12 protein-coding genes and 1 pseudogene are annotated in these 12,436 nt (G+C 58.5%); 6 read left to right on the top strand and 7 right to left on the bottom strand.

What is annotated here, in order from left to right:
• The coding region (locus M3436_15475) for an IS5/IS1182 family transposase (GenBank protein MDQ3565458.1) at positions 1–178 on the bottom strand (178 nt) is incomplete at its 3' end.
• A 160-nt stretch (positions 179–338) separates the two neighbouring features.
• Complete coding sequence (locus M3436_15470) at positions 339–1,520, bottom strand: hypothetical protein (protein MDQ3565457.1); 1,182 nt, start codon at positions 1,518–1,520, stop codon at positions 339–341.
• A 395-nt stretch (positions 1,521–1,915) separates the two neighbouring features.
• On the opposite strand from M3436_15470, the gene M3436_15465 reads away from it, so the two are divergent.
• The 3 genes and pseudogenes from M3436_15465 (at position 1,916) to M3436_15455 (ending at position 3,380) form a co-directional block, all read left to right on the top strand.
• Positions 1,916–2,272 (top strand): hypothetical protein, encoded by a 357-nt coding sequence (locus M3436_15465; GenBank protein MDQ3565456.1) that lies wholly within the window; start codon positions 1,916–1,918, stop codon positions 2,270–2,272.
• A 182-nt stretch (positions 2,273–2,454) separates the two neighbouring features.
• Positions 2,455–2,778 (top strand): DUF559 domain-containing protein, encoded by a 324-nt coding sequence (locus tag M3436_15460; protein MDQ3565455.1) that lies wholly within the window; start codon positions 2,455–2,457, stop codon positions 2,776–2,778.
• Between the two features lie 47 nt (positions 2,779–2,825).
• Positions 2,826–3,380: pseudogene (locus M3436_15455) on the top strand (transposase).
• A gap of 25 nt (positions 3,381–3,405) precedes the next feature.
• Here M3436_15455 and M3436_15450 read toward each other — a convergent pair.
• Positions 3,406–3,675 (bottom strand): integrase core domain-containing protein, encoded by a 270-nt coding sequence (locus M3436_15450; GenBank protein ID MDQ3565454.1) that lies wholly within the window; start codon positions 3,673–3,675, stop codon positions 3,406–3,408.
• A 44-nt stretch (positions 3,676–3,719) separates the two neighbouring features.
• On the bottom strand, positions 3,720–4,328 hold the full coding sequence (locus M3436_15445; protein ID MDQ3565453.1) for a hypothetical protein: 609 nt from the start codon (positions 4,326–4,328) through the stop codon (positions 3,720–3,722).
• Between the two features lie 325 nt (positions 4,329–4,653).
• Between M3436_15445 and M3436_15440 the strand changes: the two genes are divergently transcribed.
• Positions 4,654–4,833: a hypothetical protein gene (locus tag M3436_15440; protein ID MDQ3565452.1), complete on the top strand. Its 180-nt coding sequence runs from the start codon at positions 4,654–4,656 to the stop codon at positions 4,831–4,833.
• Between the two features lie 421 nt (positions 4,834–5,254).
• Positions 5,255–5,857 carry a hypothetical protein gene (locus tag M3436_15435; GenBank protein MDQ3565451.1) on the top strand — a complete coding sequence of 201 codons (603 nt, stop codon included), beginning with the start codon at positions 5,255–5,257 and terminating at the stop codon, positions 5,855–5,857.
• 298 nt (positions 5,858–6,155) lie between these two features.
• On the opposite strand, the gene M3436_15430 is transcribed toward M3436_15435, so the two are convergent.
• A complete protein-coding gene (locus M3436_15430) occupies positions 6,156–6,449 on the bottom strand; it encodes a hypothetical protein (GenBank protein ID MDQ3565450.1) in 294 nt (97 codons plus the stop codon).
• A 28-nt stretch (positions 6,450–6,477) separates the two neighbouring features.
• The gene (locus M3436_15425; protein ID MDQ3565449.1) at positions 6,478–7,983 is read right to left on the bottom strand and encodes a hypothetical protein; all 1,506 of its coding nucleotides are present in this window, start codon (positions 7,981–7,983) and stop codon (positions 6,478–6,480) included.
• Between the two features lie 409 nt (positions 7,984–8,392).
• Between M3436_15425 and M3436_15420 the strand changes: the two genes are divergently transcribed.
• Positions 8,393–11,188, top strand: coding sequence for a hypothetical protein (locus M3436_15420; GenBank protein ID MDQ3565448.1), 2,796 nt, complete (start codon positions 8,393–8,395; stop codon positions 11,186–11,188).
• Between the two features lie 723 nt (positions 11,189–11,911).
• Here the strand turns inward: M3436_15420 and M3436_15415 are convergent.
• Positions 11,912–12,328 carry a hypothetical protein gene (locus M3436_15415; GenBank protein MDQ3565447.1) on the bottom strand — a complete coding sequence of 139 codons (417 nt, stop codon included), beginning with the start codon at positions 12,326–12,328 and terminating at the stop codon, positions 11,912–11,914.
• Positions 12,329–12,436 lie beyond the last annotated feature (108 nt).

Below are 12,436 nucleotides of genomic sequence, written 5' to 3'. Positions count from 1 at the left end.
GCATCATCTCCAGCTCCTTCGGCGGGCGACCGTCTCCGGCCTTCGGGTACACCGGCGCAATCAGCGCGCTCAGCTCGCCCCACGGCACAATGCGGTCCATCTCGGTGAGAAATTTCTCCCGACGCGTAGTCTTGCTGTACTTCTCGAAACCCGTGCCCAGTGTCATCTGTTTGCTCATTGTCGTCCTCGGCTCTGTTCGGTCAACCTACCGATCAGATCGTGGACTTTTGCAGAGGTTCCCTAATAGAGGGCCAAACGAAAGAGCCCGGAGGGCAGCCCGGCTTATTGTTCAAAACAGGAATGTTCAGCGCAGTCGCTTCTGCAGGAACCGCACCATGTCAATCTCTGACTCTCTCAAGTAGTTCACGTTTCGTCAGATTGCGCCACGATTTCAACCTAGCGTTTAGCCCTTTCAGAATACGCTGAAAGCTTGCGTTGTCCACATCGCGATGCACTCGGACTATCTCCGACAGCGAATCGCTAAGGCTGTCGGTCACGATAATGGCCGAGCCAGGGCCGCGCAAGAGTTGGCGCATCGCCCGTTGAATGTGTGGAACCGCCGCTGCATAAGATTCGAGTTGATTGCGGTCGCGCTTGAGGAAGAGCGCAGCGATGTAGTATGCCGAAACGAAGTTGGCAAGCCTGCCGACACGGGCAACAACACGCCCGCGGAAGTCGTGCAGCAACCGCAGATCAACCGGCTCAGTCACGGCGATGTGGTTGCGCTCAAATTCACGCAGCCAGTCAACAAAGACATCGCCACCTGCGGCTATCCCACATACCATCTCGGGTCCGCCCGGAGCCGAGCTGCAACTGTCAGAACCCTTTGGACAATCGCGGTTGCCGCCACAGAACGTCCCATCAACACCGATGATCGCCCGATAAACAGCGTTGCCGTACAGCCCAAGCGTAGTGCCGCCCTTGTTCCTGTTCCGGTCTCGAAGCAGCGCTACCCTCAGTGGAATGTTCTTCTGCCATTTCCCTTTCTGGTAGCCCCAATCTCCAGAATTAAGCTCGTAGACCGTGGAGTAGGCAGGAAGCTCCCTGTCCCCTGCTCGTGCAAAGTGGAGCAGCCGAATATCATCCATATCGAATGGACCGATTAACGAGCCTGAAAAGGGAACGTACTTTTTGAAATTAAGCTTGTTACGTCTTTCGTAGTAGTGATGTTCAAGCTGTTTTCGACGCGCAGTGAGCACGCTAAACGCGTGCGTTTTACCGAGTGGGATGCGAGAAGGATCGCCATCCTTCTGCGTTGTGAAGACAAACATCTGCACAACGTCGGCGAGCTTTAGGGGAATATCCGCATGCGCTGTCAGCGCTTTTGCACAATTGATAATGGCATCTTTGCTCAGGCTCCTGGCGCTATCGTAATGCAGCGCTTTTACTCCGACGAGGGCCACAAACGCGTCCTCGAAACCTGAACGTCTGAGCGTCACACCCAAGCTGATCCGCTGGTCAAGGATGGTAATAGTGCTGCCATTAGGTTTGACTGGCGTGTGAGCGTCTTCTTGCGTCATGGGGTCTCCTTTGTTGCACCAGACTCGTCCTCGTAGAGAGGATAAAGTCTATCACCATGATTTCTTTACGTCGAGTACTGCTGAAGCTGTGGCATGTCAATCACGCGAGTCGGTGGTGAGGAATGGAGATATAGTCGGTTGGCCCGAGGCGCCACATTTCGAGACAATGTGAGGTCTGGTGAGAGTGTAGGCCAAGGGGGGATTGTCGGCTCAGGGATCCGAACCGGGTGGGGTGTTCGTTTTAGGATCAGGCTATTTGGAATAGCTCGAATAGCCGCGCTGGCGTTCGGGGCGGTGCCCGGGCGGACCAGCCGAGATGAGCGAGGATCTTGGCGATCACGGGAGGATCTTCGATGGCGGCGATGATCTTCAAGGTACCGCCGCACTGAGAGGCTGTGAAAAAACCCAACTTCCAGATTCTAATTGCGGCGCGCCGAGGTATAATGCTCTGGTCATTTCACAAGAACGAAACGGTTATGGCGACGGAAACACCGAAGTTATTTGATGATCTTCCTGAAGCGACGGTAGGAGAGAAGAGCGGAACGGTGGCCAAGGTCCCGGCGCGGGTGTTGATGCCGAACCGGTTGCAGATGGAGCTGCGGGCTAGCGATCTGGAATCGTTGTTGCCGGAGGGGCATCGGGCGCGGATGGTGTGGGGCTATGTGGAGCGTCAGGACCTGAGCGGCATGTACGAAAGATCGGCTCTTCCGCAGAATTTGTGGGTCAGAGACGGTCTGGCAATAATCGCATGATAATCTGGGTCTGTTTATTTAGGCCTGGCCACGAGTTTTCGGGTTCGAGATTTCGAGGCAAGGTCAGTGCGCCACGGTTAACGCCCTCTCCCTTTGGGAGAGGGCAGGGGTGAGGGGATAGAGAGACCGATGAACAGTCTGGCCGGGCGCTGCGGAAGAATTCGACCGAGGCGGAGCGGTGCTTGTGGAGTCGATTGCGCGGTCGACGGCTCGACGGCGTCAAGTTTCGGCGTCAACAGGTCCTTGGACCCTACGTCGTGGATTTCCTCTGCTTGAAGCCCAAAGTTGTCATCGAGGTCGATGGTGGCCAGCATGCCGAGCAGGTCTCGAACGACTTGCAGAGGACTGAATATCTCAAGGTATTGGGTTATCGCGTGCTTCGATTCTGGAATCATGAAGTGCTTGGAGACGCTGACGCGGTGTTGGAGAGTATTCGCGCTGCCTTGGTTGAGATCCCCTCACCCCCGCCCTCTCCCGGGTGGGCCCCGGGTGGGAGAGGGAGTTAACGGAATACCCATAGATTTTGCCGAGGACCCGAAGGATCAAGGTGCGGGAAGGCGGTGTGGGGCGTACCGCGATTGCCCCGGAGATCCTGTTTGCGCTGTGGCTGTATGCGACGCTGGAGGGGGTGGGCAGTCCGCGCGCCTTGGCGGGTCTGACCCAAGAGCACGATGCCTACCGTTGGATCTGCGGTGGTGTGCAAGTCAATTACCACACCCTGGCGGATTTCCGCGTGGGGCATGGGGAGGTGCTGGACGACTTGCTGACGGACAGCGTGGCGAGCCTCATGGCGGCGGGCGCGGTGAAGCTCAAGCGGGTGGCCCAAGATGGCATGCGGGTACGGGCGAGTGCTGGGGCGGCCTCGTTCCGACGCAAGGGAAGTTTGGAGCGCTCTCTGGAAGAAGCGCGGCAACAGGTGGAAGTGCTCAAGCGGCAGATCGAGGAGGATCCCGGCGCCCTGAGGCGGCGCGAGCAAGCGGCGCGCGAGCGTGCGATGCGGGAGCGAAAAGAGCGGATCGAGCAAGCGCTGGAGCGGCTGCCGGAACTGGCGACGATCAAGGAGAAGCAGGGCAAGGAGGCGGCGCAAGCGCGCGCCTCTACCACCGATTGTTATCCGCAAAAACCTTCCGGACTTATGCTGCGGCCAGTATCAACCGGTAATCATGGTGCAAGCCGCCTAGAACGGGACGCGCACAAATCCGCAGATTCTCGGAAAACTGATGTCGCAGTTTTCCGAGTGCGATGGGTAAGGTCTCAGGCGGGCTTGGGATCCCTGGACCCAGCGACATATGAGGGCGTGAAGTGTTGTAATAGCTTGCCCATTCTTTTACAACTCGAGGCAAACGCATATGCGTCAGTGGAATGAGAAAGTCCAGACATTCGCGCCGTAGACTTCCGATCACACGCTCGCAGATACAATTCGCGAGTGGACTGCGGTAAGGACTCTTTAATACCCGCAGGCCAAGCTTCTTAATTGATCGGTCGAGGTCAGCTGATAGAGTTGATCGCGGTCGCGGAGGAGATACTTGTACGGATGGTCTGACGGAATAGCTTCTCGAAGCTGTTGCAGCGTCCACGCGGCCGTCGGGTGGTCCGTGACGTTGATGTGCAGGATTTTACGTCTTCCAAGCTCGAGTATCACGAAGACGTACAGGCATTGGAAGGTCGCGGTGACGACGGTCAGGAAATCGCAGGCGACAACTGCTTGGGCATGATTGTGAATGAACGTTAACCAACGCTGATCACCTCGCGGTGTGCCCGGCGGGCGTTTGGGCATGTACTTCCGGACCGTACGCGATGAGATCGGGATCCCGAACTTCAGCAAGAGTTCGTTGGCGATCCGTTCCTCGCCCCAGGAGACGTTGTCTCGGGCCATTTGGCGAATCAGTACCCGGACCTCTTCGGGTATGGGCGGTCGTCCGCGATGACATTTCCAGCGCCAGAAGAGACGGAACCCAGCACGATGCCAGCCGATCAAGGTCTTCGGCGTGACATTGACGAGGGCGTCCTGCCACGCAAACCAACGCGAGAGGAGCACCAGCATGAAGCGGGACACGTTATCAAAGCGCCGCGGCTTTACCTAGCGTTCTTGATAGAAAGCCAGCTGTTTTCGGAGAAAAAGGTTTTCCGCCGCCACGGAAGCACGCGGGCATGCACATAGGACGACAAAGCGCAAACCATCCGTAACGAGCGTGCGGCACAATCCCGCAAGCTCTCGCAGACAACGTACAAGGTGGCCAAGCAATTCCATTGGCTCAGCGTACACCGAACTCTCACGGTATCGCTAGGGCGCATTCAAGACCTAAAAAATAGGCCGCCGGAGAATTATTGCGCGCCACAACCAGTGGCTCTATCTCAATACGTTAGATTCGGTCGCGACGGTGAGACGCCTTGTAGAGTTCTATGTCAATGCCCACAACACCGAGATCCCCACTCGGCATTCCGCGGTCAAACACCCGATGAGATCTACTACGGTCGTGGTCAGGACATTCCCGGACAGATCAAAGCTGGAAAGATGCAAGCATGCCTATCCGGTTGACGTCCAAGACCCCTATGAGTAGTACTCGGGTAAGGCGTAACCACCAATCGGTAGTACCGTTGGGCGCGAACCGGATAGGCATGGATGCAAGCACAAGGCGCTCGATTGGAGGCGAACCGAACGGTGACATGTCAAATGTGTGAGCCTTCGATGGGCTCGTACTCGGGGGCCTCGACTGCCGCCCCGAGTTTCGTTAACGGCTTGGCCGCGGCATTAGCGGCTGCGACGTGATCCGAGATGACGCGGTAAACCTCTTAAGACCGGCGCAACACACTACACCGATTGGTTCCCTGATATAACTAACTCCGCTGGATAAATCATATGTTAATCGTAACTTTATTGCCGAATTATCGGACGACGTTCTCCTAACTGTCCGCGAAACGAGCACCGCTAGTTCCGGCGGGAACGAGTACGCAAAATCGGGTAGAGTAAAAGGTATCGAGGTGAAGGTGACTTCGCTCGACAAGATCCCGCAACAGTATCGTGAGCTGCGCGAGTACATCAGCGACGACGAAGAAAGCCGCTACGAGATCGTGCTGCGTTATAACCGGGTGACCCCCGCCGGGTTGATACTGTTCGCCGACTTCGGCGACGACGCACCCTTGCAGTGGGCACCGCAGGCGTCGCTCCCCGGCGCGCACACCTTCCGGCTGTTCATGCGATCCCGCGACGCTCTGGCCGGCGATCCACCGATCGCGGAGACGCAGGCCGTGACGATCCAGGCCGTCAGCAGCTTGTCGGGCTCGGCTGCATGCACAACGCCGGGCCTCTCCTTCGTGCCGACCCCGGGCACCGCCCGGGTCGCGATCTCCCCGGCCACACCGGTGACGTGCGCGAGCATCACGCGGCTCGAATATCAGCTGCAGGCTCGCAGGGTCGGCACGACCTCCTGGTCGACTGTGTTCGGATACGGACCGTCGGCCACGTTCATCTGGAACCGGGACAGTGTCGATCCGTCCGATCAGTTCTCCTTCCGGATCCGCTACCGACGGCAGGGAAGCAACGTCGCCTACGAGCATTCGACTCCTGTCGGACAGTATCCGTGAGCATCACGGCAGCTCGTAGGATAATGGTATGGACTCCTCCCCTTCCCAACGGCATCGCGATGTGCCAAAGTGGAGGAGAAGGATGATCAGGTCTTGCATTGCCATTATTCTGCCTAACCAGTAAGGATTGAAACGACCATCCATGGTCGTTTCAATCCTTACTGGTTAGCCGTCGAGGAAGTGTGCGACCCTGCGGCTCGGGTCAAGATTATCGCTTCTGAACACACAACTCTCTCCAGGATGTCCTGGGCGCTGCAAGTAGTGCCCGTGTGACCGGGCCAGATAACATGTAGAATAATCAGCGCTCCAGCCATACACGGAACAGCAAATGGTTTTCCTTCCCGGGGTTCTCATCGTAGTCGATTGTAGCCTTCATGTCATTCATGAAGGCATCGCGCAGGAGCTCCAACATACCCTCGTGCGCTGGCAATAGATCCCCGGGCCGTAGCTGAAACCCGTATGCTTGAGTGGAACTGTTCTTGAACTTCACGACGACTTCAACGTCGATCAGGTCGCCTGGAGGACCATATCCAGTTCCCTTCTTGTGGACGCGGAGCACCGAGAGCTTTCCAGACTGTTGCTTGATGGCCATAGGACGGTTCCTCCTTCTGTTGTGAGAGTCACAATGGGTATGCGCGGACGAGTTCGCCCGTGATCGTTCCGGTTCTTACGAACTCGACGCGGATCTTCCGATTGCCAACGTAGGCGGATCTGAGAAGCTGCAGCATGCCCCTCCCTGCAGCGCCAAAGGTATCAACCTCGAGTGGTAGACCCAAGGCGATCGCTGGCAGGCTGTCCATGCGCACAACGCACTCCGTGTCGATCCGCCCGTCGGACGGACCGTAGCCGCCCCGGTCGTGGACACGGAGAAGATTGATACTCCCCTCGGCGACCTGCACTGTGCCCCACGTCGGGGGCACGTCAACGTAAAATGTCATCGATTTGCCAGCGGCTGGGATCTTAGCGATCCTGATGCCGCTCCTCAAATTGTTGCGAAATCGGAGGTTCTGGGGCGCCGACTCGTCGTCGAGGTCGTAGCCGAGCACAGGAGTTGAGCCATTGAAGAGTGCCATAGCATCGTCGATCGGAGTACCGCCGTTGGCTCGCCGAAGGCCGACAGCACGCCGCCCCCAGTCTGTTTTCAACGAAGGGTCTTCGATGATGTGCCAGATACCAAGGCCCGCAGCGGGAAGGCCTTGGTCAAATGAGGTTCCGGGCCAACGGTTTTCCACGATGAAGAACTCTGAGGATCCATGGTTCGGATCGTGGAGGATAAGTACCTCGCCCGTGGTCTCAACGTCCTGCAACGTGTACCAACCACTCCGATCAATCAGTCGAGGGTTGACCCATCCGAGCTTGAGCTTGTGATATGGGTCTATGTGGAACGCGCTATACGTGATGTCCATGATCGAATAGGAGCGTGCCCGCCGTTCCGGGGGGAGGTTCGAGTTCGGATACATATCGGCGCCGGGACACACATGGTGGCAAAGCTCGTGGGCTACCACGCCCAGGTTCAGTGGCCGCCCGATATAGACCTCGCTCATCCAGGGAACCTTCACCCCGTCCACAATAAGATCCTGCGGAGGTACCTGTCTTCCGACGACAGGCCGATTCGTACCAAAGGGACTGTTCTGGGGCTTGACGATTAAAATGGGAAGCTCGTTATTCTCAAGGACGCCATCGCCATCACTATCGTACGGGCTGTAGTCGAAATCTGGATCGGCCTTGTCGCCTATGGCTTCTGCCCATGAGTGCGTGTGCCCCTTATAGAATCCCTCGTCATCGAGATACCGAATATTCCCGTCGGCATCTACGTAATAGTGAGGGTCACTAGCGTTGGAGGGTGGAGCAAAGGGCCCTACGCGCCAATAAAACTCCCACGGATATCTCGCGTCGTACCAGCCTAAGAGCGCCTTCTTCTCGATTGTGAAACGGCCCAGCGAGTTCTCGGCGAACCACGCCCGGACGCTTTGGGCATTCCCGAAAATAAGCGTGTCAATGTCGGATTTGCTTGGGGCCGGATGTGCGGTACGGTGTGGATCCCAAAGGATAACCAAGACCTTCGTAACACCTGAGAGGTTGGACAACCCGTAGTACGGCTTGGTAAAATCAGTAATATCTGGCATTCTGTCCTCCGCGCTTCGGCCAGTCACGCCGGGCGGTTTCTGTCTCTGGGAATGCGCTCGCCTTGACCGTAAGAAAAGCCACGATCACGCACGCAAATTGCCCGCACGAGCCGGCCAAAACGCAACTGCTTTCCCCGCCCAGGCCACCAACTCACCCGCCCTGTCACGCCTGCGACTCCACAAGCTCCCTATCCGGGAATACAATCCCCTAATATATAATGCAAACTGATCCAGACTGACAATCCCGGTGCCGTCGCGGTTTAGTCCAACAGACATTTATCCGTCATGCGCGCTACCGCCCGAGCCGGTTTTGCGTATCTCGCTTGCGCACGACGGATAAATGCTTATTACTTAGGACCTCGATATTATTAACAAAAGGCTGTGAATGTTCAATTTTTAAGGAGGAGGCATGTCCGTATATACCGACCACAACGTGAAGCTCGTCGGGAACGAGGTTCATTTCCTCGCCGGTGCGAGCAAAGGGCGAACGCTCCAGCCCCGGGATTTCTATGATGTCATCGCAGAAGTCGTCGGAGGGACGATTACCGTCAGCGTCACAAGCCTCGACTTCCACAACCCGTCGTTTCATCGCGTCATTGGCGGCCAGCCCGATCCCGCGAATATCGACAACGAGGGGCCGGGCAGCGTCCAGATATGGTTCAACTGCGTTGGGATCTCCGTAGAGATCTACAGGGGCGAGGAAAAGCAGCCCGTCCGGACGATCAAAACGGCGGGCGGTCAGAAACTCGATGGGCAAGAGGCGAGCCGGTTCACTGTTGATGCCGGGCCGATCGCCCAGAAACCCAAACGCTGGCGGCTGCGCGTGACGAACAAGACGGAGAAGATCGTGACAGCGCGTGGCGGGATAGAGCTCGTGCGGGACCGCGAGTTCATCGGCGAGACGCGGGTGCCGTTGCGCGTGCTCAACCACTCCTTTGGGGTAGCGATCAACGCGTTAGCGCCGTACGCCGAAGCGCACGGCGGGACGCTGCGCTTCGGCTTCGGCGAGGAACTTGCGCAGATGCTGGGCCTGCAGGACGACCACCCGCTGCTCGAACAGACGGAAGACCTCCCCAACTTCGTCGACGCAGAGGGCGAACTTCAGTCGATCAATGCTGAGGTGGTATCGGGCGCGCGGGTCCGCGATGCCGTGGACAAGTACTGGCTGCAAGTGGAGAAACAGATCCTGGCTATGCAGCCCGGATCCGCCCAGCAGGTTGCCAGAGAGAAGAACAACGCGTGGCGGGCCGACTGGAAAGCGAAAATCGAGCGGGACATGGTCGCAGTCCACATCACGGCACTCATCTCCGACATTGATTTGTCGACGAACCTCATCCCGCTATTCGAGGATGCCGGGTCGATCGAGGACGTCTCCGTGCATTGCTACTTCGCGTTCGGGCAGAAGGTGGGGCTCAGCAGCAGCCACGTGCTGCTCCTGACATCGGCGCACTATGAAGGCGCAGTCGAGCTCTTAGCATCGTTCGGCCTTGTCCCCAGCGTCAAGGAGATCCTCGCGGGGCTGGCGTCGGGGATCAAAGCGCACATCGGGCTGCTGCACCGGTACTTTGCGGAGATGCTGGGGCACATCGCGCCGTTTCTCGGCGATGTGCCGCCGATCTTTATTGACGCACGCACGAACGAGACATCCGTGCTCGTGCGGTATACGCACGACCCGGCGGACCGGCGCGCGATGATTCCGCCCGCGCCGCAGGGGCAGCCTGTGGGTGGGCGTCCCCCTCCCGTCGTGGGAGACACGCGCCCGCTTATCGACGGCGGCGTCATCGTGGTGGAACCGACCGGACCGGTGGATCGCGGTCAGCGGGGCGCGGTGCCCGCAGGGTTCGAATTGGGGGATTCAGTGTCCATCGCGAGGCTCGACAAAATCGAGACGATCGTGGTGGTGATGATGGAGAACCGGTCGTTCGACCACATGCTGGGCTACTTGCGAACGGTGCGGGGCGAGGAGTACGACGGCTTCCCGGACGGAGCGAGCAACAGCTACATTGAAGACGGATCTAAGCACAGAGTCAAAATGAATCTGATCACGAATATGCTGCGGGATGATGTCACGCAGATCCGGGCGGACCCGCACCACTCCTTCAGCCACGTGAAGGTACAGATAGCGGACGGCGCGATGAGCGGCTTCGCGACCGACCTGCTGGGGCGAGGCGACCCGCAGTTCGCGCTGAGCTACTACACAGACCGGCAGATCCCAAACTACTACAAGCTGGCGGAGGAGTATAGGGTCTGCGACCGGTGGCACTGTGCCCACCCGGGGCCGACATTTCCGAACCGCTGGGCCACGCTCACGGGGACGAGCCCGCAGTTGGAGAACTTCGATGTCGATGACCGGCGGCTGGGCTTCCTGCGTAACGCGACGATCTTCGGGACGCTGACAAGCGAAGGGATCGACTGGAACTACTACGAAAACAACGTGAGCATGATCCGCATGTACCAGAGGTACCGGCTGGACGACAAGAACGTGCTGCCCTACCTGGACCCAGATGAGGGCTTCGAGCGGAAGGCAGAGCTGGGGACGCTGCCGCCGGTGGTGTTCGTGGAGCCGCGTTTCACGGGTGTGCCGCCGCTGGAGCAGGCGTCCGACGACCATCCACCGGCAGACCTGGCAGTTGGGCAGCAGTTCATCGCGCGCGTCTACAACGCGCTCGCGCGTTCCCCGCAGTGGCAGCGCACGCTGCTCGTGATCACGTATGACGAGCACGGGGGATTCTTCGACCACGTGCCGCCGCCAGGCACAGAGCTGGGACCGCCCGAGTGGCTGAACAAGGTGCCGCGCATACACCCGCAGGGCGCGGACCACATGGGGCCGCGCGTGCCGACCTTCGTGATCTCGCCGTTCGTGAACCCCGGCTCTGTTTCCCATGCGGTGTTCGACCACACGTCGATCATCAAAACGATCCTTGTCCGGCATCGGGCCCGGTTCTACGCGGACCAGTTCGGGGCGTTCGGACCACGGGTGAAGATGATCAACCATCTGGGGGCGGCGCTGGACCGCGACGAAGGGCGCCCGGGCCGGCCAGAGCTACTACCCGACCCTCTGCTCCGCCAGCGGCCGGAGCGGAAAGCGACGTCACCTTCGCGGGGTACGCTGCGGCTCCGGCCGACGGCACCGCCCGCTAACACCGATGAGCGCACGGACTTTCACGTTGCGTTAGCACGGTCCATGCTTCCGAAGCGCTTCTGACCCTGCCGCAGTGAACCCGTAACCCGTAAGGCGGATTCGCCGTTAGGCAATCCGCCATCGACAAGCTAGGTGGCCGGATGTGCGGGTTTCATCCGGGTCGGGATAGAAATGCAGCGCGTGCAACCTTAGGTGAAGGCTTGTCTGTTTCGGCGTTTCCGCTTGATGTGCCCGTATAGCCTTGACCATAGCCCACGTTTCCGCAAGCCCCCCTATCAATCATCCCGGACAGTTGGTTTTCCCGAATCCGGTTGGCAGTCATGGTCTCCTCACAGCCGTCCCAACGTGCCAGAGGCTTAAGCGCTCGCCCACATCCACCCCCGCCTCACGTAGTTTGCTGTAAAGCTTGACACTCCGCACCGTTGACCCCTGTGACCCGGCCCTACCTGTCCGGCAGAGGTGTCCTTCTGTGTCCGCCATGTACCGAGAGCCTGTCCTTCCTGAATATTCATATCTAGCCGAAGAGATGTCTGATTTGGCTGGGCATACGTCCTGATTTAGAACGGAGTATGCGACAGGCCGGCATGCCCTTCTCCAAAACTCGTATGACGGGACAAGAGCTTTGTGTTCTGAATGACCGGTTAGAGAGCGATCTACTTACAGTTCATGAGTGACCGCTGTGGGTCGGAATGCGACCAGGTGATAAGCAGCAATAATCGACCGTTTACCTCAGCGATGGATTAAGTAGCGCGCGGCGAGACCGCAATAGGAACTAGTGGCGTTACGTCACGTTTCGTCAATCATCACCGATACCGGGAAGTGGTCGCTGAAGCCAGCAGTGTTGACGTTCGCTGCCGCATTGCCCTTGGGAAGTCCAAACCGGATCGGGCCTTCGCTGACGCGAGGGTCCACCATTTCCGGGAAGGTCTCGATCTTGGCGCTCGCCTCGACAACCTTGATCCGGCTGGGGCCGGCGAGTAGCCCACGCGCGACGAGGACCTGATCGAACAGGTTAGCATTGCCGCCAAAATAAAGGGTGCCATCGAGCGCGCGCTGATTGCCCTGTCGGTCAGTGACGGTTTGCGTGAGGTAGCGCCAAGAAAGATTGTAGAACTTGGCACTCTGGGCACGGGTAACGTCGCCACGCTCACGCAGCGCTTGGGCGTGGACTATCAGCGAAGCATCGGTGGATAGTATTTTCAAACCGCCTTTTTGCGTCGGTGAGACTTTATCGCAGTGCGTGTGGGTGGTCAATCACACGGGATAGTGAGTCAGAAACTGTGGGCTGAGGCATTGTCGGGGCAGTGAAAT

Source organism: Pseudomonadota bacterium (genome assembly GCA_030859565.1).
Taxonomy (GTDB): domain Bacteria; phylum Pseudomonadota; class Gammaproteobacteria; order JACCXJ01; family JACCXJ01; genus USCg-Taylor.
Note: the sequence above shows the minus strand (reverse complement) of the source record. Positions and strands in the feature narration are given on the sequence as shown.

What these genes read in the sequence shown, in the direction of transcription:
- M3436_15470 (MDQ3565457.1), bottom strand. Translation starts at nt 1,520, where the DNA reads ATGACGCAAGAAGACGCTCACACGCCAGTCAAACCTAATGGCAGCACT.
- M3436_15430 (MDQ3565450.1), bottom strand. Translation starts at nt 6,449, where the DNA reads ATGGCCATCAAGCAACAGTCTGGAAAGCTCTCGGTGCTCCGCGTCCAC.
- M3436_15425 (MDQ3565449.1), bottom strand. Translation starts at nt 7,983, where the DNA reads ATGCCAGATATTACTGATTTTACCAAGCCGTACTACGGGTTGTCCAAC.
- M3436_15420 (MDQ3565448.1), top strand. Translation starts at nt 8,393, where the DNA reads ATGTCCGTATATACCGACCACAACGTGAAGCTCGTCGGGAACGAGGTT.